Here is a 20442-nt window from a genome sequence, read left to right as displayed (position 1 = left end):
TCCCGAGCACCGCTCATCCGGGCGGGTGCTCGGCCCCGTCCGACGACTCAGACGCGCACGGGGAAGGTCGCGGCGACGCGTGAGCGGACCTCGGCGAGCACGGCCTCGCGCATCAGCGGGGAGTAGAGCGCGTGGTCGCCGTCCGGCACCCGCACGACCTCGACGCTGCCGGTCCGGCCACCAGCGGGCCAACGGCGCACGGCCCGCCGGCCGCCGAGACGGTCGAACAGGTCGGCGTCCTCGGGTGCCGCGATCACCACCACGTCGGTGCCGCGCTCGACGAGCGGCCGCACGTGCGCCACGACGCCGCCGACGCGGTCACGCCGGGTGACCCACTCGCGGACGACCTTCGGCACCACGGCGTTCCACCAGCCGCGGACCCGGAGGCGCAGGGCCGACGGTTCGTCGATCGCACGGAGCGCATCGGCGTAGGCACCCGAAGGGGCCGTGTGTCGGCGGTAGTCGTTCGGGCTGATCTCGATGACGAGGCGGGGGGACACGTCCGCCGAACGGCCGGCGAGCCACGCTCCCGCGCACATGCCGACCAGGACGAGCCGGTCCGCCGGCGTCGCCAGGGCCTCGACGACCGCGTCCTGGTCGTCGATCCAGTCCTGCGTGAAGAGCCCGGAGCGCTCGTCCTCGCGCACCGCCGTGCTCTCACCCGTGCCCCGACGGTCGACACGGACCACGCGGGCACCGTCGCGGGCCAGGCCCCGGGCGAGGGCGACCTGGTAGTCGGCGGATCCCACGCGGTGTTCGGCAGAGCCGTTGTGCAGCACGACGACGGGGGCGTCCTCGACCTGCCCGGACGCGACGGTCTCGACCGCGAAGAGCTGTTCCGGGCCGAACCGGACGATCCGCTCGGACACACGGCTGTCGATGTCGAGCACCTCGTCGAGCACCGGCGGCACCGTCGACAGCGCCCCCACCGGCGCCCAGGCGTCGACCCACCCGACGACCACGTCCACCGCCGCACCCGGGATGCGGGCCACCATGCTCGTGCCGTCGAGGAGCTCGGCGCTGCCCGTCACCTCGGTCGTCGGCACCGCCCCGAGCGCTCGGGGCGCCGTGGTGCCCGGGCGGACGAGGGCGATCGTCGGACCGGTGCGCGGCGCGTAGGCCAACGCGGACAGCGCTGCGGCCTCCTCCGGTTCCACGTCGATGCCGACGAGCGTCTCGACGTCGCCGACCACGCGATCGTCACCGATCGTGATCGTCGCGAGCGCCCGCTGCTTGCGGAGCCAAGCGCGGCCGGACGGCGGGGCGTCCCACACCACCAGCCCGTCCGAGTCCCCGGCCGCCGCGGCGGCGACCGGGGCGGCGGACGCGAGACCGACGAACGCGACGCGGTCGACCCCGACGGACCGCAGCAGCGCTGCGGCACGCTGCGCCGACCTGACCTGCGCGTCCGGGTCGGTGTCGGGCGCCGCGTCTCCACGTCCGGACGGGTCGTAACGCACCGAAGCCACGCCACGCGCCTCCAGACGGTCCGCCAGCAGGCGGAGTGTGCGGTACGCGATCACGCCCTCCTGCCCGAGCGGCGGGCAGATCACGACGCCCGCGCGGGCCGCTGCCGGCAGCTGCACCGCGACCCGCAGGGCGGGACTCCCCGACCAACCGTGGAACGTGCTCACAGCGCCAGAGCCGCCCGGACGGACCTCGGCCACGCGTCCGGGTCCGTGCCGTGGGCGGCGAACAGCGCGATGGTGACGCGCTCCAGGCCGAAGGCGACGCAGGCGCTGTGGGCCACTCCTCCGTCGGCCGTGCGGATGGCGAACGACGTGCCGAAGTGGTCCTCGTGCAGGTTCGCGGACCCGATCGCGGTCCACGGGCGGTCCTGGCCGTACACGGGCGTCACGAGCTCGAACTTGAGCGCCTGCTCGACCTGGTTCCGGGCGAGCATCTGCCCGACCCGCCCGAAGAACGGGTCGTTCGCCGGGACCACGTCGATCTCCAGACCGAACGACTCGAGCAGGGCGCGCATCCCGGGGATCCGGCCGTCACGGTGCTGCTTCGCGGACTCCGGGGTGCCGACGTGCACGAACTCGTGCATGTGGAACGCCTGGAGCCGCATCGGGTCGAGCGACGGCTCGCGGCGGAACGAGTCACCGAGGATGTCGAACGTGCGACCGCCGACGGGGAGCGTCCCGGACAGGAGCCCGTAGACCGGGTGGCAGACCGCCGGGGTGAGCATCAGGTCCGCGGGCTGGAGGAACGACTCCCAGCGCTCGCCGCGCTCCCGCGCCGCGAGCAGCGCCCGGTGGGTCCGGTCGTCGCCGGTGAAGCCGGAGATCGACGCGGCGAGGTCAGGGAAGGACGCGATGTAGTCGGTGCGCTCGAACGCCGTCAGCGGCTCCACGGGCGGGAACCGGAGGACCTCGGCGTCGAGGTCCTCGTGGATCCGGACCTCCGCGGCGTCGACGGCGGAGTAGACGCGCTCGAAGACGCCGGTGCGGCCGTACAGTCCCGGGGAGCCGAGGTCGACGAGGACGCCGTCGTCGAGCAGCCGCGAGCGGAGTGCTGCGCGGGCGGCGTCGAGGTCGGTCGTGCTCGTGGCAGTGGCGCCGGCGGTGCCGGGTGCGGTGACGGTCACAGGATCGCTCCGCTCATGAGGGCCAGTCCGGCGTCGTTCTGCAGGAGACGGTCGTTGCTCACCATGACGGCGGCACCGTGGGCGTCTCGGAGGTGCCTGGCGATGCTGAGCGGCCCGGTGGCGGCGAAGCCGGCGATGCCGACGATCCGGAGCGCCTTGGTGACGAGGTCGGTGACCCGTTCGGACGCGCCGATCTTCAGCGCGTTCGCGGCGAGCGCGTACGCGGTCGACTCGAGGACCTCGGGGTCGTCGGCGACCGCATCGAACCGGGCGGCGGCGTGCCGCACGCTGTCGGCGAGGGACTGCAGGTCGACGAGGAGCTCGGCGAGCCGGAGGGCTCCCGGCGGGGTCTGCCCGACCGCGGCACGGGCCTGCTTCCGGACCGCCCGACGTGCACGGTCGGCAGCGTCCGCGGCGATGCCGAGCCACACCGACGCCCAGAGGACGTGCGACACCGGCAGGACCGTCCGGGCCGAGATCGCGGCGTAGTCGTCGCGGAGGATCCGGTCCTCGTGGGTCTCGGCGTCCAGGACCCACCCGTTGCTGCACGTGCCGCGCAGGCCGAGCGCGTCCCACGTCGACGTCCGGGTCAGCGTGGTCTCGGCGGGCAGGCAGATGACGAGCCGCTGGTCGGACGCCGGGGCGTCGAGGTCGCGGCGGGCGGTGACGAACACCGCGTCGGCCTCGGTCGCGTAGGAGATCACCGGTGCGTCCTTGTGGAGCCGGATCCGTCCGGCCTGGTCGGGTTCGATCGCGCAGGTGCTGCGTCGGCTGTCACCGCCGATGCCGCGTTCGGTGGTGGACGAGGCGACGAGCGCGCCGGCCTTCACCGCGTCGATCATCGCCGTGACGCCGAGGGCCACACCCCCGTGCCGCCACAGCGCCATGGCCTGGCCCTGGTGCATCGCGAAGACCATCGCCGTCGCGGCGCACGCCCGCCCGAGTTCGGTCGCGATGACCGAGAGCTCGGCGAGGGTCGCGCCCTCACCGCCGAGCTCCGTCGGCACCGCGGCGGCCAGGAGACCGTGCTCCTTCATGGCGGCGATTGCCTCGCGCGGCGGCCGGGCGTCGCGGTCGACCTCCTCCGCGAACTCGGCGGCGATCTCGACGACGAGCGCGGTGCGGGCGGCGAACCGGTCGGTGGTCGGCACTCCGGCGCGTTCGGTCGCGGTCTCCGGGCTCGTGTCCGCAGTCCGCTCCTCGGTGATCACGAGGCCGTCTCCGCCGCGGCCGCGATCGACTCGATCGTGCCGAAGGTCGAACGGTGCAGTGCGGAGTCGGGGAACTCGACGTCGAGTTCGTTCTCGACCGCGAGCATCACGTTCACGGTGGCATGCGAGGTCAAGCCGAGGGCGTACAGATCGGCGATCGAGGCCACGTCCATGGCGTCGACGGTGAGACGGCCGTGGGCGGCGAGCGCCCGTCGGACGGTCTCCTCGGTCGTCGGTGTGGCGAGTGCGACGGAGGTCGCTGCGGTGGTCGGGTCCTGGTCCATGCTCGCAACGATAGGGAGGAGCGAGGCCCGGAAAACCGCCGTGCCGGTGCGCGAAACCGCACGCGGCGGTCCGAGCCTGAGCGCGGTGACAGTGCTCGGCTCAGCGGTCCGTGAGTGCCACGGCGGTCGCGACGGCGAGTCCGCGCTCGTGCGAGAGCGACACCGCGATGGTGTCGCAGCCGATCGCCTCGGCGAGCTCGGCGGCGCGTCCGGTCAGCTCGACGACCGGCGCCCCGACGGCGTCGTGCACGACGGCGACGTCGGTCAGCGGGACCGCGTCCGAACGGTCCGGCCGGAGCAGCTTCAGCACGGCCTCCTTGCCGGCGAACCGGGCGGCGAGGCGCTCGGGATCGTCACCGGCATCGGCCCGCTCCCGCGGCGTGAACACGCGGGACAGGTAGCGCTCGCCGTGCGCGGTGATGCCTTCGAGGACGTCCTCGACGGCCGCGAGGTCGGTGCCCGTCCGGATCGTGGTCACGGCAGCACGTCACCACCGGTCGTGGACGGCCGCGCGGAACCACTCGTCGTACAGTTCGCGGACCGTCTCGTCGAGTCCCGGGACCTCGGGTAGGTCGCCGGCGCCCGCGTTGGACCGTGCCTGGGCGGGGTTGCGGGCACCGGGGATCGCCGCGGTCACGCCGTCCTGCGCGATGATCCACGCGATCGCGGCCTGCGGCACCGAGACGCCCTCCGGCAGCGCCGCCGCGAAGGCCTGGGCAGCGTGGACACCGTCCTCGAAGTCGACACCGCTGAACGTCTCACCCTGGTCGAACGCCTCGCCGTGGCGGTTGTAGTTGCGGTGGTCGCCCTCGGCGAAGGACGTCTCGGTCGTGTACTTGCCGGAGAGCAACCCCGATGCCAACGGGACGCGCGCGAGGATGCCGACCCGCGCCTCCAGGGCCGCCGGCAGCACGCGGTCGAGCGGCTTGAGGCGGAACGCGTTGAGGATGATCTGGACCGTCGCGACGCCGGGGCGGGCGATCGCCGTGAGCGCCTGGTCGGCGGTCTCGACGCTGACGCCGTAGGCGGCGACCGAGCCGTCCGCGACCAGGGCGTCGAGCGCGTCGTACACCGCGTCGTCCTCGAACACCGGCGTCGGCGGGCAGTGCAGCTGGACGAGGTCGAGCGTGTCCTGGCCGAGGTTCCGGCGGGAACGGTCGACCCACTCGCGGAAGTTCGCGGCGACGTAGTTCGACGGGACCTGCTCCGCCCGGCGCCCCATCTTCGTCGTGACCGTCAGCGGGACGTCCCGGTTCGCGGCACGCCACGCGCCGATGAGCTGCTCACTGCGGCCGTCGCCGTACACGTCGGCGGTGTCGAAGAGCGTGACGCCGGACTCGACGGACGCGTCCATGACGGCGTTGGCGTCGGCTTCGGAGACGGGGCCCCAGTCACCGCCGAACTGCCAGGTGCCGAGGCCGACGACGGACACGGGGCGGCCGGTACGGCCGAGGGTGCGACTCTCCATGCTGGCGAGCGTAGTCAAGCGCTGCTCGTGCGACGGTCAGCGCGCGGGCGTCGCTCGTAGTGCCGGACGCAGGAACCATCCGACGCTGAATGAAAACATCATGAGACAGGTCGCCTGTGACGAAAAACATCTATTGACGCCGAGTGGATGACCGAATACGTTGTCCATCATGACGGTCGTGAATGCTCGCCCGGGCGGTGCCGATGACGTCGACCGCGCCGTCCTCCGAGCGCTCGCCCACGACGGTCGGGCATCCTGGGCCAGGATCGGCGAACTCGCGGGCTGCTCCACGTCGACCGCCCAGCGCCGGGTGACCCGCCTCCTCGAGGACGGCACGGTCCGGATCATCGCCGCGTCCGACGTGCTCGCAGCGGGGTTCGGCGTGTCGACGAAGGTCCGTATCAGGTCCGGGGCCGCCCGCGCCGACGCCCTGGCCGACGCGCTCGCCCGTCGCCCCGAGGTGCGGTTCGCCGCAACGCTCACCGGGTCCGCGGACTGCACGGCCGAGGTCGTCCTGCCCCGTGTCGGCGACCTCACGTCGTTCCTCAGCACAATCGAGGTCGACGGGCGACCGGTCGAGACCGAGGCACTGCCGATCGTCCGCACCTTCACCGCGCCGTTCACCGTCTTCCCCGGGGACGCTCTCGCGCCGACCGGGCGAGCAGCGGACGCGGATGCTCCGCGATCGGCGACCGCCAACGCGCCCGCGCCCGATCCGTCGACGCGGCAAGGCGTCTCGCCGCTGCACGCCGACGCGATCCCGGAGGAGCGAGCGGTCTTCGCCGCGCTCGTCCGCGACGGCCGGAAGCCGCTCACCGACCTGGCGCGTGAGGTCGGCCGGACCGAGGCCGCGACCCGTCGCACGCTCGAGGACCTCGTGCAGAGCGGACGACTCCGGATCGGCCCGCTCGTGGCACCGGCGCTGCTCGGTCGGGCGACCGAACTCGAGGTGTGGATCTCGGTGGCACCGGACCGGCTGTCGGACGCCGCCGCTCAGCTCGCCGGTCATCCCTCCGTGCACTACGCGGCGGCGTCGCTCGGGCGCTTCAACCTGATCGGACAGGCGTTCCTGCCGGACTTCGCCTCCGTCTACACCTTCACGACCGACGTCCTGGGCGCGCTGCCCGGCGTGCGGGAAGTCGACGTGACCGTGCAGCTCCGCACCGTGAAGCGTATGTGGAGCCGTATCGAGGACGGCCGGTTCGTCCCCGCCAGCGAGGCGTCCGCCCCGGCGATCACGTCACCGGCGGACCAGGCGGCGGCCACCCCATCACCGGCGGTCCGGGTGCCCGACACCGCCTGACCGGCGTCCCGACCATCAGACCCGAGGAGGACACGATGCCCCAGTCCGATCCCCAGCAGCCCTGGCAGTGGGACGAACCCACCTGGCGCGGCCATGTCGAGCAGGTCCGCGCCGGACGGAACCTGCTCCCGCCAGAGGGTCCCGGCCGCTGGCCCGGCGGTGCCCGCGTGGCGGTGGCGATGTCGTTCGACTCCGACCACGAGACCCCGTCCCTCCGCGACGGCGAGACCTCGCCCGGACGGATGGCGATGGGGGAGTACGGCGCACGCGCGGCCGTCCCGCGGATCCTGCGCCTGCTCGACCGGTACGAGGCCCCGTCGTCGTTCTACATGCCCGCCGTCTGCGCGCTGCTCCGTCCCGACGAGGCCCCGACCTACGTCGAACACGGTCACGAGGTCGCCGTGCACGGGTGGATCCACGAGCGCAACACGCTGCTCGGCCACGACGACGAGCTCGACCTGCTCGGTCGCGCCGTCGACGTGCTGACGTCCCAGACCGGAGTGCGCCCGACCGGCATCCGGACCCCGTCGTGGGACTTCAGCGACTCCACGCTCGACGTCGCCCGGGAGCTCGGCTTCCGCTACGACTCCTCGCTGATGGCCGACGACGACCCGTACGAGATCCTGCACCGCGGGGAACCGACCGGGATCGTCGAGATCCCCGTCGACTGGATCCGCGACGACGCGCCGTACCTGATGATGGAGCGCTTCCAGTCGCTGCGGCCCTACACCCCGCCGCACGAGGTCGGCCGGATCTGGCGCGACGAGTTCGACGTCGCCCGCGCCGAGGGCGGCGTGTTCCAGCTCACCATGCACCCGCACTTCATCGGGCACCGGTCGCGCCTCGTCGTCCTCGAAGCCCTCCTCGCCCACATCCGCTCGTTCGACGACGTCTGGTTCACCACCCACGCCGGACTCGCCGAGCACGTCGCGACCGCCAGCGGTCTCGACCCGGTCGTCGCGTTCGCCACGGACGCGACCGTCTGACGGACTGGAGGCACGGGTCGTCCCCGCCCCGTGCCTCCAGTCCACTGCTCCACCCGTTCCGCACCCCCGTTCCTCCCACCCAGGAAGTCGACGCAACGATGACAGCAGAAGCAACCAACCCGAGGGTCGGCGCCGACGGCGCCGAGCCGACAGCCGTCCACGAGACACGGCTCACGGCCCGCGGCCGCAAGGCGATCGTCGCCGGCGGCATCGGCAACACCGTCGAGTGGATCGACTGGGCCGTATACACGACGTTCTCGTCGGTGTTCGGCCACCACTTCTTCCCGCCGGGCAACGACGCCGCGGCGCTCCTCGCGACCCTGGCGGTCTTCGCCGTCGGGTTTGTCATGCGCCCGATCGGCGCAGCGGTGCTCGGCGCCTACGCCGACCGGTACGGCCGCAAGAAGGGCCTGATGCTGACGATCGGCCTGATGGCGGCGGCTTCGCTCGTCATCGGCATCACGCCGGACTACGCGACCATCGGGATCGTCGCCCCGATCGTCCTGCTCCTGGCACGACTCGTGCAGGGGTTCTCGGCCGGCGGCGAGTTCGGCTCCTCGTCGGCGTTCCTCGTCGAGTCGGCCGCCCCGAAGCGCCGAGCCTTCGCCGGCTCCTGGCAGCAGGTGTCGGTCGGAGCAGGCGTCCTGATCGCGTCCGGGATCGGCGCGATCATCACCTCCGCGCTGTCGGCGGACGCACTCGACGCGTGGGGCTGGCGCCTCGCCTTCGTGTTCTGCGCGCTGATCGGCCTCGTCGGCATCTGGCTGCGGACCTCGGTCGAGGAGACCGACTCGTTCACTGCCCAGCGGGCCCGGGACGAGCAGCACGCGGCACCCAAGCGGAACGCCGTCGTCGCGATGTTCCGCGACCACCCCGGCGCGACCGCACGCGTGTTCGGCATCACGATCGCGGGGACGCTGCTCTACTACATGTGGGTGTCGTACATGCCGACCTACGCGCACGTGACGACCGGGCTCCCACTCAACCAGGCCCTCATCGCGAACGTGATCGCCATGGTCGTCTTCCTCGTGCTGCTGCCCTTCGCCGGCATCCTGTCCGACAAGATCGGACGCAAGCCCACGATGTCGATCTTCGCCGGCGGGTTCCTGCTGTTCGCGTGGCCGGCGTTCACCTTCCTGAGCGGCACGTTCTGGTCACTGCTCGTCATCCAGGTGATCGGGATCCTGTTCCTGCTCGGCTACTCGGCCAACTGCGCGGTGATCATGGCCGAGCAGTTCCCGCCCGAGGTCCGAGCGACCGGGATCGGCCTGCCCTACGCCCTCGCCGTCGCGATCTTCGGCGGCACCGCCCCGTACATCACCACGTGGATGAGCGGCGCCGGACTCGGGAACCTGGTGTGGGTGTACTGCGCCGTCGCCGCCGCGATCGGCCTGGTCGTGTACCTGACCATGCCGGAGACGAAGGGCAAGGTGCTCCGATGACCCGGCACGTGCTGGTCACGGGTGCCGCGAGCGGCATCGGACTCGCCGTGGCGCAGCGGTTCGCGGCCCTCGGCGACCGGCTGACCCTCGTCGACCACCGGGCGGAGGCGCTCGCCGCGGCTGCGGCGACGCTCGCGGGACCGGCCGGGTCCGGTTCGCCTGCCGGAGTCGTCGTCGCAGATCTGCGCGACCCGGAGGCCCCGGCCCGGGCCGTGACCACCGCCTGGGAGCAGGAACCGGTCGACGTGCTCGTGAACGCTGCCGGGGTCTACCCGGCCACTCTGTTCCTCGAGCTCGACGCGACCACGTGGGACTCCGTGCAGGACGTCAACGTCCGCGCGCCGCTGCTCGCCACCGTCGCCCTTGCGCGGCTCGCCACCGAGGCCGGACGTACGCCCACGGTCGTCAACATCACCTCGGGCGCCGCGCTCCGCGCCCGGCCCGGTGCCGCGCCGTACAGCACCTCGAAGGCGGCCCTGGAGATGGTGACCCGGGCGAGCGCCCTCGAACTCGGTGCGGCCGGCATCCGGGTGAACGCGGTCGCGCCCGGGTTCGTCGTGGTGGACAGCGAGGTCAACCGCGTCAGCGACGAGTACGCCGCCGCCGTCTCGTCGAACCCGCTCGGGCGGCCCGGCAAGCCGTCGGACATCGCGAAGGCCGTCGTCTGGCTGGCCGACCCGGAGCAGTCCGGGTGGGTCACGGGGACGATCCTCCGCGTCGACGGCGGGTCGTCGACCGGCGCCCACACCCTGCCGCTCAGCACCCCATCCCACCCCGCATCGCCGAGCCCCGGACGAGAGGAAGCCCCCGCATGACCGAACCAACCCCGTACACGATCGTCGGCGCCGGCGCGATCGGCGGCACCCTCGCCGTCCACCTCGACGCCGCCGGCGTCCCGGTCCAGCTGATCGACGCCGACCCGCAGCACGTCGAAGCCGTACGGAGCAACGGCCTCCGTCTCCGGACCGCGGACGGCGAACGCGTCGCCCGGCTGCCGATCTGGCACCTCGACGACCCAGACGCGCCGACCGCGCTCGGACCGGTGCTGCTCGCGGTGAAGGCACTCGCCACCGACTCGGCGGCCGCGTGGATCGCCCCGCGCCTGGCCGCCGACGGCTGGGTCGCATCGTTGCAGAACGGTCTCAACGAAGCGACGATCGCACGGCACGTGGGCGCGGACCGCACGGTCATCGCGTTCGTCGACCTGTTCGCCGACGTCGTCGCACCCGGTGTCGTGCAGGACGGCGGACTCGGCGCGATGGCACTGGGCGAGTACGCCGGCGGGACGAGCGACCGGAACCGCCGGCTCGCCACCGACCTGCAGCACTGGGGCGGCCCCGTGGTGACCGACAACGTCGCCGGGTACCTCTGGTCGAAGCTCGCCTTCGGCGCGATGTTGACCGCGACGGCGCTCGCCGACGACGACATGAGCGTGCTCATCGACCGCAACCGGGACGTGATGGCCGCCCTCGCACGCGAGGTCCTCGCGGTCACCGAGGCCCAGGGCATCGCGCCCGAGGCCTTCGATGCGTTCGAACCGGCCGCGTTCGCACCCGGTGCCGACCCGACCACGACGGCATCGGCGCTCGACGGCCTCGTCTCGTGGCTGGCCACCCAGTCCAAGACGCGCTCCGGGATCTGGCGCGACATCGCCGTGCGGCACCGGAAGACCGAGGTGCCGCTGCACTACGGCCCCGTCATCGACGCCGGCGAGTCGCTCGGCGTGCCCACGCCCGGCATCCGCGCACTGGTCGCGGAGATCGTCGCCGTCGAGGAGGGCGCTCCCATGCACGAGGACCGGATCCGCGGACTCGTCGCAGCCATCGGGGCAGCACGATGACGACGAGCGCCGTCGAGGGCAGCCTGCTCGACGCCGCCACCGTGCGCCGCGGCCGGATGGTCGACGATCTCATCGGGTACGTCGAGACGGAGACGCCGTCGGACGACCTCGCGCTGCTCCGCGCCGGACTCGGCCACGTCGAGCGCTTCCTCGGCGACACCGTCGGACCGTTCGCCGAACGGACGTTGCACGAGCCGGAACGGCACGGTCCCGTCGTCGTCGGTGACCTGATGGCACCTCACCCCTCCGGGCGCTGGACGGTGGTGCTGTGCCACTACGACACCGTCTGGGCCGCCGGGACGCTCGCCGACTGGCCGGTCCGCATCGACGGTGCTCGCCTGACCGGTCCTGGCGCCTACGACATGAAGGCCGGCCTCGTGCAGTTCGCCCACGCGGTCGCCCTCCTCGACGAGCGCGACCTCCCGCGCCCGAACATCCGGCTCGTCCTGAACGGGGACGAGGAGATCGGCAGCATCGGCTCCCGGCCGATCATCGAGGACGTGGTCCGTCGGACACCCGGACCGGTGCTCGTGTTCGAGGCGTCGGCCGGTCCCGACGGAGCGCTCAAGACGGCCCGCAAGGGCGTCGGGCTTTTCGACGTGCACATCCGCGGGGTCGAGGTGCACGCCGGCCTCGACCCGGCCGGTGGTGCCAGCGCGGTCGACGAGCTCGCCCGCGTCGTCCTCGCCCTGCACGGCGCGGCCGACCTCGACGCGGGGACGTCGCTCAACGTCGGCGTGGTCAGCGGCGGGACCCGGCCGAACGTCCGGGCCGGTGCTGCGACGGCGGCGCTGGACGTCCGGGTCTCGTCCGACGCCCAGGCTGCACGGATCGACCGTGTGCTCGCCGACCTGCGGCCGGCCGTGCCCGCTGCCTCCATCACCGTGACCGGTGGCTGGAACCGACCGGTCATGGAACGCACGGACGCGAACGTCGAACTCTTCCGGACCGCGCAGGCCGCTGCCGAGGCGCTCGGCCTGACGATCACCGAGACGAGCGTCGGGGGAGCGAGCGACGGGAACTTCGCGGCTGCCCTCGGCGCTCCCGTGCTCGACGGGCTCGGCGCTGTCGGGGACGGCGCGCATGCCCGGCACGAGTGGGTCGACCTCGACCGGATGGTGGAGCGGACCGCGCTCGCAGCCGGGGTGTTGCAGCGCTTGGCGTGAGTGCGGCGGCCGCTGCGGCGCTTGCCCTCTAGAATCGTGGTGAGGGCCTTTAGCTCAGCTGGTAGAGCGCCACGTTTACACCGTGGATGTCAGTCCCGTCGCTCGCGCTCCGCTGGTTGTCGAAAGACCAGGTCAGGACGGTGATCGTCCCATTCCCTCAGACTGGTCCGAGCGTTGCGCTCGTGTCCGTGTCGGTCTGGTGTCGGTGCGGGAATGGGGACGTACTAGGCGGCAGCGACCGGTTCTACTGCGACCGAGGACGCACCGATGTTCGAGAGGTCCGGCAAGACGGCGGCGCTCAGCCCGACAGTGACCAGCATCCCGGCGAGCAGCCGTTGATTCCTTAGTCAACGAGTCGGTTCGCTTCGCGTCCTCGCGCGCTGCCCTCCTTCGTGAGCCGCTTGAAGAGTTCGAGTTCGTTCCGGTCGAGCGAGCTGACCCCCTTGATCTTCGCCTTGGTGAGGACTTGGTCGTACTTGTCGTCGGCCATGCGTGTGCTCCTGGACCGTGTGCGGGTGGAAGGTGTGTCCTCGGATCGAACCACGGTGTCCGAACGCCAGGGGCCCGTCCTTTCCGCTTTTTCCGGTTTGTCCGGTCCGGCCCCCGGACGGTGGCACGGCTGTCACGATCGGCTCGACCCGATCCCGAACGGAACGCCCTTGCCCGCTGCCCGCCCGCCCCTCTCCCCCGCGACGATGCGCGCCTACCGCGGCGACCTCAACGACGTGGCCGCGTGGTGCAACCGACTGGGTGTCGAGGCCGCCGTCCACGAGCTCCAGGAGCGGCACCTCTTCGCGTACCTCGTCGACCAGGTGCGACGTGGGCGGTCGGCGGCCACGATCCGGCGCCGGATGGCGGCCTTGACGGGCGAACGCCGTGCACACGTCGAGGTTGACGGGGCCGGACGCTCTCCGGTCGACCGGCGCCGGCTCCTCGAGACCGAGCGGCTCATCGCCGCGGGGGTGGCGACGCGGACGGCAGCACTCGTCGTGTCGGACGACCCGATCTTCCGGGCGGGCGTGCGATCGGTGCTCGCCGACCACGGGATCCTCTGCTGGGCCGACCGCGTCTCCGAGCTCGACCCGGCGACCATCGGTGTCTGGGACGTCGTGCTCGCGAAGGTCGCGAGCCGCGACCGCCTCGACCCGTACGCGCCAATCCGTACGCTCCGTGCGCTCGGCGACCGTCTGGCGACCGTGCCCGTCGTCGCGGTAGCGCACCCGGGTCTGCACCCGGTGGTGCGGCTCCGGCTCGCGGAGGCGGGTGTGCGGTACCTGGTCCCGGACTCGTGGCTGGCCGACCACCTCGACTCGCTCGCGGAGCGGATCCGCGACGCTGATATCCCGATCCGTTATCACCTGGAGACCCCACTCGCGATGCGGCAGTCCCTCGGCCTCAGCCTGGCGGGCGACCTGCAGCCGCTCCTCGACGCGGCGCTGGCCCTCCCGCCCGCGGTGTGGCTGTCGGGAGCTGCGCTCGACCGTCTCCCGCTCTCCCGTGCGGATGTGCGCCGGATCCGGACGCTCGCGCTCGAGGTCGCCGGGATCCCCGCGCCGGACTTCGCTCGGTACGCGTCGTCGATGCGGACCGCGCCGTCCACCCCCGAATGGGTGACGGTCAGGAGCGTCGTCCGGGCCGCCCTCGGGATCGAGGAACCCTCGTGATACCAGAAGAGCGGCGGCGGAACAACACTCTCGTGGTGACCGCGGCCGCGCTCCTAGCGTCATCCCACGGCGATCATCCCGAATCGTCGGAAGTCCCGGCGACGACCCGCGTCGCCCGCACCCATGGGGGCACTGATGAGCGCTGTCGGCATCGACCTCGGCACCACCTACTCCGCGGTCGCCGTGCTCGGCGACGACGGGCAGCCCCGGATCCTCGTGAACCGCGACGGCGACCCGATCACCCCCTCCGTGGTGCTCTTCCAGAGCTTCGACGGTCAGGACGAACCCATCGTCGGCACCATGGCGAAGCACTCGGCGGCGAGCGACCCGGACGCCTACATCGACTTCGTCAAGCGGTTCATGGGCGACCCCGACTGGAAGTTCGACTCCGAGGGCGGGACGTCCTACGGGGCCGTCGAGATCTCGGCGATCATCCTCAAGCGTCTCAAGGAGGACGCGGAGCTCGCGCTCGGCGAGCCCGTGACCTCCGCCGTCATCACCGTCCCGGCGTACTTCGACGACGCACGACGCACCGCGACCAGGCAGGCGGGGACCATTGCCGGCCTCGAGGTGCTGCGCGTGCTCAACGAACCGACCGCCGCAGCGCTCTCGTTCGGACTCGACGCACTCGGGGCCGATGACCACGCGCCGGGGACCGTGCTCGTCTACGACCTCGGCGGCGGCACCTTCGACGTCACGGTCATGCGGATCACGGACGGCGTGTTCGACGTCATCGCGACCGACGGCGACCGGAACCTCGGCGGGTTCGACTTCGACAACGCGCTCATCTCGCTGATCGCCGAGGCGGTGCAGGCGCAGGGCGGACCGGACCTGCTCGACGCGCCCGGCGACGTGACGATGCTCCGCGAGAAGGCGGAGATGGCCAAGCGCAGCCTGACGACCGTGTCCACCGCGAACGTGCACCTGTCCGCCGGCGGCCAGCAGTACCGGGTGCGGATCGAACGGGCCGACTTCGAGCGGGCGACCGCCGACCTGCTCGCGCGGACGCGGGACCTCACCGAGTCCGTGCTGGAGGAGGCGTCGTTGCGCTGGGCGGACGTCGACCACGTGCTGCTCGTCGGTGGTTCGACGCGGATGCCGATGGTCCGCGCGATGGTCGAGGGCCTCGCCGGTCGACCGGCCGACCGCACGGTCGACCCGGACCAGGCCGTCGCGCTCGGCGCTGCCGTCCAGGCCTCGATGGAGCGCACCGAACCGGCGACGGCGGGCGGCGGACAGGTGGTCCCGGCGGCGGTCGGCTTCGTCGTGCAGGACGTCACGTCGCAGAGCCTCGGTGTCATCACGCTCGAGCACGGCACCACCCACGAGGTGAACAGCATCATCATCCCGCGCAACAGCAAGGTCCCGTCGACCCACAGCGACGTGTTCACGACCACGACGGACGGGCAGACGGGGATCAACGTGCAGGTCACCGAGGGCGACGACTCCGATCCCGAGTACGTCACCGTCATCCGCGAGGAGCTCGTCCCGATCCCGCCGTACCCGCGGGGCGCCCGCGTCCGGGTGACCTACCACTACGACATCGACCAGACGGTGTTCATCGAGGTCGAGGACCTGACCGCCGGCGTGCGCATCGCCTCGTTCGAGACGGACGCCCGGACCGCCCTGAGCGACGCGCAGGTCGCCGCCGCGGCGACGCGGGTGTCCGCGCTCACCGTCTCCTGACCACCGCTCGTACCCACCGAACCCGAACCCGAACCCGAACCCGAACCCGAACCGGAGCATCCCATGGCACTCGTGAACTACTACGAGGTGCTCGACGTCGCCCAGCACGCCGACACCACGACGATCACCGACGCGATCAAGCAGCAGCGGACGACCTGGCGGAAGCGAGCGACGCTGCCGAAGGCCGAGACCCGTGCCGCGGCCGAGCAGATGACCGCGAGGCTCGCCGAGGCGGAACAGGTCCTCCTCGACGCGGCGCGCCGCACCGCGTACGACCGGCAGCTCGCCGCCGAGACCGAGGCGGCCAGGGCATCCGGCCACTCGACCGCCGGCGCACGTGACTGGGTCGCCATCGCCGCGCAGCACCTGCAGGACGGGAACGCGAGCGCCGCGAACATGGCCGCGCGGGAGGCCACGACGAACACCCCGGACGTCCCGCTCGCGTGGGCGATGCGCGGGACCTCGTCGAACCACCTCGGCAACACCGCCGACGCCGAGTTCGCGTTCCTCGAGGCGATCCGCCTCGACCCGACCTCGGCGGCGCTGTACAGCGACCTCGCCGACGTCTACTCCGGCACCGAGAACTGGCGGCAGGCCCTCGCGGCCTTCGAGCGCGCCGCAGCACTCGACCCCGGCGACCCGTCCAATGCGGTCGGCGCCGCGATGTCGCACGCCGCACTCGACGAGTACGAGGAGGCGCTGCCGATCCTCAAGCAGGCGGCCGAGGAGCACCCGGAGGTCGACTCGTTCCAGCACTCCTACGCCGCGGTCCTCGCGGACTACGCCGCCAGCCGCTGGTCGAAGTACCCCGACGGGACCAGCTCGATCCTCAGCCAGGCCCAGCTCGACCAGGGCTACCAGGTGCTCGCCGTGATCGACGACCTGCGCATCTCGGACCCGGAGCTCATCGGCCACATCCAGGAGTTCCGCGCCCACGTCGACGAGTCCGCGAAGGTGCGGAACCACCCGTCGCAGCACGTGCGGGCGTACGTGTTCGGGTACTTCGTCGCGATCTTCGTGGTCCTGTTCGGGCTCGGCGGCGGTTCCGGGGGCCTGACGACGCTCGGCATCGTGCTGATGGTCCTGCTCATCGTCGTGATGGTGATGCGGCACCGGATGGCGAACTGGAAGTGGCGTCGGAAGCACTCCGACAAGGCGGTCGCCGCGACGGGCCTCCAGGACGCACGATGAGCGAGACGACCACGCCCGGCGTCGCCTCGACCGCGCCCGGCGTCGCCTCGACCGCGCCCGGCGTCGCCGAGGCGGTCGACGGGCTGCGCGAGGAGGTCGCGCAGCTCCGCGACCTCTTCGTCCGACGACTCGCCGAGGACCGGGCGCGCGCGTCGCTGTACGCGACCGTGCAGGACCAGCTCCGCGAGTCCCAGGAACTCCTCCGGTCGCGCGCCCTCGAGTCACTCGTCCTCGAACTCCTCCTCGCGATCGACCGACTGCGCGACGAGCCGGTCAGCGAGGCCCTCGTCGACTCGGCGGTCGACGAGGTGCTCGAGGCGTTCGCGCGCCGCCAGGTCCTCCCCGTCGAGCACGACGGCGGGTTCGACGCGCGCTTCCACGAGGCGGTCGCGACCGTCCCCGCCGACGAGCGCACTCCCGTCGGATCGGTGGTCGTCGTGCACCGCGACGGGTACCGCATCGGCGACCGCCTCCTCCGCCCCTCGCGTGTCACGATCGCCGTGGCCCCGCGCACGACCGCGGCGGACGACGGTGCCGTCGGCGTCTGAGGCCGCCGCTGCGGCGCTGGCCGCGACCCACGCGTCCGTCCTCGGGGCGCTCGATGCGCTCGGCCTGGAGGCGCGGGGTGCGGCCGCCACGCGGGTCACCGCGCACCGTGCGGCGCGTGAGCACGCACTGGTCGTCGCGCGGAACACGGCGGCGCAGCGGGTGACCGAGATGCGCCTCCGGGCGCGCGACGCGGCCCGGCTCCTCACCGCACCCGAGGACGGGCCGCTCGCCGTCGCCGACCACGTGTCGCTCGGCGAGGTCCGGCTCAGCGGACGGGACGCCGGCGTCAACGAGGAGATCGTCGCGCCGCTCGTCGTCCCGCTCATCGGCTCGGCGAACCTGATCGTGCACGCCGCGCCGGACGCCGCGCTCCCCGTGGTCCGGCGCGCGATGCTCGAGGCCCTGCGACGGACCGCACCGGGGCAGCTCGACGTCGTCGCGTACGACCCGGCGATGTCCGGCGCGCTCGCACCGTTCGCGGCGATCCGCGCTGCCGCGCCCGAGTCGCTGCGCGTCGTCTCCGGCCGGACGGAGTTCGCCGTCGTGCTCGACGAGCTCACCGCCGAGGTGCACCGCACCACCGAGATGATGCGTGGACAGAGTCCCGACCTGCTCTCCTTCCGGCGCCGCGAGGACTCGCCGGTCGGCCGGCTCGTGCTCGTCGTGCTCCTCGAGGACCCGACCGGGAGCGATGAGGACGCCGCACGCCGCCTCGCGACCCTCATGGCGGTCGGACCGGCGGCCGGCGTCACCTTCGTCGTCGCGACCGAGGACGACCGGGACGACCGGGCCGACCCGACCCTCCGCGCGGTCGAGGGCGGGATGGTGTGGGAAGCGGCGCCGGGATGGCGCGTCGAGGTCCCGCCCGTGCCGATCGCGACGATCACCGCGGAAGCCGACGCGCTCGCCGCCCGCATCACGGCGGCGAGCGTGCCCGCGGTGCCCTTCACCCGCGTGCAGCCGCTCGACGCACCGTGGGCGACGTCGAGCGCCGAGCGCATCACGTTCGCGGTCGGCGCCGAGGGCAGCCGCACCGTCGAGGTCACCCTGGGCGACGCGGTCGACCAGCGGCACAACGTGCTCGTCACCGGCGCCGTCGGGCAGGGCAAGTCGAACCTCCTCAGCGTCGTCGTGCACAGCCTCGCCGCCCGCTACTCGCCCGACGAGCTCGAACTCCACCTGCTCGACTTCAAGGAAGGCGTCACCCTCTACCCGCTCGCACCGACGCCGGGGTCGCCGGACTTCCTGCCGCACGCGAGGGTCCTCGGGCTCGAGAGCGACCGCGAGTTCGGCGTCGCTGCTCTCGAACACGTCGAGGCCGAGTTCGCCAGGCGCGCGAGACTCTTCCGCCCGCACGGCGACAGCATCGCCGCGTACCGGCGGACCGTCCCCGACGCGGTGATGCCCAGGATCGTGGTCGTCGTCGACGAGTTCCATATGCTCTTCGACCCCGCCGACGAGACCGCCGACCGCGGTGCCCGCGTGCTCGAGGCGATCGCGCGACGCGGTCGCTCGTACGGGGTCCACCTCGTGCTCGCGTCGCAGACCGTGGCCGGCATCAGCGCGCTCATGACGCGGGAGAACGGCATCTTCGCGCAGTTCCCGATCCGGATCGCCCTGAAGAACGCGCTCACCGAGTCCTTCGCATCCCTCGCACCCGGCAACGACGGCGCCGCGAGGCTCCGTGCCCGCGGCACCGCGATCCTCAACCTCGACTACGGGGAGGTGACGGCGAACCGGACGGTCGTGATCGCCGCGGCCGACGCTGAGGAGCTCGCCGGAGCGCGCCGGGCCTGGTGGGCGCACTCCGGACGTCGGGAGCACCCGCCGCTCGTGTTCGACGGCAGTCGTCGTTGGCGACCGGTCGACGCGATCGGCGTCATCCGGGACCTCCGCGCCGCGGTCATCGGCGGCCGGGCGACGCCGGCGGCCGTCGTCGGCATGCCGGTCGCCGTCGGGGGACCGCCGGCCTCGGTGCCGCTCTCCCGCGAACCCGGACGCCACCTCGCCGTCCTCGGTGCGGGGGAGGACACCAGGAACGCCGACGAGGACACGGCGAACGTCGCGGTCGGCGTCCTGCAGACCGCAGCGTTGTCCCTCGCGATGCAGCACCCCCGAGGCGACGCGGAGTTCGTCGCCGTCGACCTGCTCGACGACGAGGGGCGGCGTCGAGCGGACCAGGACGGATGGCTCGCCCTGATGGCCAGACTCGGGTTCCCGGTCCGCACCGTCGGTCGCTCCGACCTGGCCGCGTTCCTCGCCGAGACGGCCTCGGTGGTCCGGGACCGCGCGGAGGTCGACGATGCGCCGTCGCTCTACGTCGTCGGGTTCGCGCTCGACCGCGCCGTGGGACTCGACGTCCCCGACGCGTTCGCGAACCGACCGGTCGAGGCGTTCCAGGACCTGCTGGTGTCCGGCCCGGCGGTCGGCGTGCACGTGCTCGGCTGGTGGACGAACGTCGCCACGTGGAAGGCACACATCGGCCTGATGAACGAGGGCAGCATCGACGGGCTCCTGCTGCTCCGACTCGACCGGTCAGCGACCGCGGACGCCGTCGGTCCGCTCGTCCCGTGGACGGTCCGCGACAACCGCGGGCTGCTCCTCGACAGCACCCAGCGCCCCGAGCCGACCGTCATCGTGCCGTCGTCGCCCCTCGCCGCCGGCCAGGCCGCCGCCTTCGCCGCCACCGACTGGGGCACGACGTGAGTCCGGGAGATCCGCGCGAGGAGTTCCGCACGGCGCTCGCGGCGCTCTCCACCGTCGGCACGGAACTCGACGCCCGGGCCGCGGAAGCCCGCCGGGTGGAGGCGGCCGCGATCGCCACCGAGGACCGCCGACGGGACGACGCGACGCGCGCGGTCGAGCGAGCTCGTGCGACGGTCACGCAGGAGTACCGGGCGGCCGCCGCGGCGCTCGCCGAGATCGGCGTCAGGATGCCGGCACGGGTGCGGCCCGCCGCGTCGGAACCCGGGACGACCCTCGACGACGCGTTCGCCCGGCACACCGAGGCGGTCCGCGCGGTCGAGCGCGCGGTCGCCGACGCCCGGGTCGCCCAGCGC

Annotated in this window: 19 protein-coding genes; 12 read left to right on the top strand and 7 right to left on the bottom strand. The window is 72.6% G+C overall.

Annotated elements, in window-relative coordinates; all coding sequences use genetic code 11:
• Positions 1–47: 47 nt before the first annotated feature.
• The 6 genes from HP507_RS18365 to HP507_RS07950 form a co-directional block, all read right to left on the bottom strand.
• A complete protein-coding gene (locus HP507_RS18365; protein WP_175351256.1) occupies positions 48–1634 on the bottom strand; it encodes an alpha/beta hydrolase in 1587 nt (528 codons plus the stop codon).
• On the bottom strand, positions 1631–2593 hold the full coding sequence (locus HP507_RS07970; protein ID WP_175351255.1) for an amino acid--[acyl-carrier-protein] ligase: 963 nt from the start codon (positions 2591–2593) through the stop codon (positions 1631–1633). The genes HP507_RS18365 and HP507_RS07970 overlap by 4 nt, the downstream gene beginning before the upstream one ends.
• The gene (locus tag HP507_RS07965) at positions 2590–3804 is read right to left on the bottom strand and encodes an acyl-CoA dehydrogenase family protein (protein WP_217508605.1); all 1215 of its coding nucleotides are present in this window, start codon (positions 3802–3804) and stop codon (positions 2590–2592) included. Before HP507_RS07965 ends, HP507_RS07970 begins: the two co-directional genes overlap by 4 nt.
• Positions 3801–4088, bottom strand: coding sequence for an acyl carrier protein (locus tag HP507_RS07960; RefSeq protein WP_175351254.1), 288 nt, complete (start codon positions 4086–4088; stop codon positions 3801–3803). The genes HP507_RS07965 and HP507_RS07960 overlap by 4 nt, the downstream gene beginning before the upstream one ends.
• A 100-nt stretch (positions 4089–4188) precedes the next feature.
• Entirely contained in the window at positions 4189–4566 is a 378-nt protein-coding gene (locus HP507_RS07955) for a holo-ACP synthase (RefSeq protein WP_217508604.1), read from the bottom strand.
• A gap of 9 nt (positions 4567–4575) precedes the next feature.
• Positions 4576–5556 (bottom strand): aldo/keto reductase, encoded by a 981-nt coding sequence (locus tag HP507_RS07950; protein ID WP_175351253.1) that lies wholly within the window; start codon positions 5554–5556, stop codon positions 4576–4578.
• 169 nt (positions 5557–5725) lie between these two features.
• Here HP507_RS07950 and HP507_RS07945 point away from each other — a divergent pair, with 169 nt between their 5' ends.
• The 6 genes from HP507_RS07945 (at position 5726) to HP507_RS17555 (ending at position 12293) form a co-directional block, all read left to right on the top strand.
• Entirely contained in the window at positions 5726–6859 is a 1134-nt protein-coding gene (locus HP507_RS07945) for an Lrp/AsnC family transcriptional regulator (protein ID WP_175351252.1), read from the top strand.
• A gap of 35 nt (positions 6860–6894) precedes the next feature.
• Entirely contained in the window at positions 6895–7845 is a 951-nt protein-coding gene (locus HP507_RS07940; RefSeq protein ID WP_175351251.1) for a polysaccharide deacetylase family protein, read from the top strand.
• A 98-nt stretch (positions 7846–7943) separates the two neighbouring features.
• Positions 7944–9287 (top strand): MFS transporter, encoded by a 1344-nt coding sequence (locus HP507_RS07935; RefSeq protein WP_175351250.1) that lies wholly within the window; start codon positions 7944–7946, stop codon positions 9285–9287.
• The gene (locus HP507_RS07930; RefSeq protein ID WP_175351249.1) at positions 9284–10102 is read left to right on the top strand and encodes an SDR family NAD(P)-dependent oxidoreductase; all 819 of its coding nucleotides are present in this window, start codon (positions 9284–9286) and stop codon (positions 10100–10102) included. Before HP507_RS07935 ends, HP507_RS07930 begins: the two co-directional genes overlap by 4 nt.
• Positions 10099–11127: a ketopantoate reductase family protein gene (locus tag HP507_RS17560; protein ID WP_217508603.1), complete on the top strand. Its 1029-nt coding sequence runs from the start codon at positions 10099–10101 to the stop codon at positions 11125–11127. The genes HP507_RS07930 and HP507_RS17560 overlap by 4 nt, the downstream gene beginning before the upstream one ends.
• A complete protein-coding gene (locus tag HP507_RS17555; RefSeq protein ID WP_217508602.1) occupies positions 11124–12293 on the top strand; it encodes a M20 family metallopeptidase in 1170 nt (389 codons plus the stop codon). Before HP507_RS17560 ends, HP507_RS17555 begins: the two co-directional genes overlap by 4 nt.
• Positions 12294–12636: 343 nt before the next feature.
• On the opposite strand, the gene HP507_RS07920 is transcribed toward HP507_RS17555, so the two are convergent.
• Positions 12637–12783 carry a hypothetical protein gene (locus HP507_RS07920; protein WP_175351248.1) on the bottom strand — a complete coding sequence of 49 codons (147 nt, stop codon included), beginning with the start codon at positions 12781–12783 and terminating at the stop codon, positions 12637–12639.
• Between the two features lie 169 nt (positions 12784–12952).
• On the opposite strand from HP507_RS07920, the gene HP507_RS07915 reads away from it, so the two are divergent.
• The 6 genes from HP507_RS07915 to HP507_RS07890 form a co-directional block, all read left to right on the top strand.
• The gene (locus tag HP507_RS07915) at positions 12953–13957 is read left to right on the top strand and encodes a site-specific integrase (RefSeq protein ID WP_175351247.1); all 1005 of its coding nucleotides are present in this window, start codon (positions 12953–12955) and stop codon (positions 13955–13957) included.
• A gap of 135 nt (positions 13958–14092) precedes the next feature.
• A complete protein-coding gene (locus tag HP507_RS07910; RefSeq protein WP_217508601.1) occupies positions 14093–15643 on the top strand; it encodes an Hsp70 family protein in 1551 nt (516 codons plus the stop codon).
• Positions 15644–15706: 63 nt separating this feature from the next.
• Complete coding sequence (locus HP507_RS07905; protein WP_175351246.1) at positions 15707–16834, top strand: tetratricopeptide repeat protein; 1128 nt, start codon at positions 15707–15709, stop codon at positions 16832–16834.
• Positions 16831–17382 (top strand): nucleotide exchange factor GrpE, encoded by a 552-nt coding sequence (locus HP507_RS07900; RefSeq protein ID WP_175351245.1) that lies wholly within the window; start codon positions 16831–16833, stop codon positions 17380–17382. Before HP507_RS07905 ends, HP507_RS07900 begins: the two co-directional genes overlap by 4 nt.
• Positions 17366–20089: an FtsK/SpoIIIE domain-containing protein gene (locus HP507_RS07895; RefSeq protein WP_175351244.1), complete on the top strand. Its 2724-nt coding sequence runs from the start codon at positions 17366–17368 to the stop codon at positions 20087–20089. Before HP507_RS07900 ends, HP507_RS07895 begins: the two co-directional genes overlap by 17 nt.
• On the top strand, positions 20086–20442 hold a 357-nt coding region (locus HP507_RS07890; RefSeq protein WP_217508600.1), incomplete at its 3' end, for a hypothetical protein. The genes HP507_RS07895 and HP507_RS07890, both read left to right, overlap by 4 nt.

Origin of the sequence: Curtobacterium pusillum (assembly GCF_013359865.1) — a bacterium.
Classification (GTDB): Bacteria; Actinomycetota; Actinomycetes; order Actinomycetales; family Microbacteriaceae; genus Curtobacterium; species Curtobacterium pusillum.
Note: the sequence above shows the minus strand (reverse complement) of the source record. Positions and strands in the feature narration are given on the sequence as shown.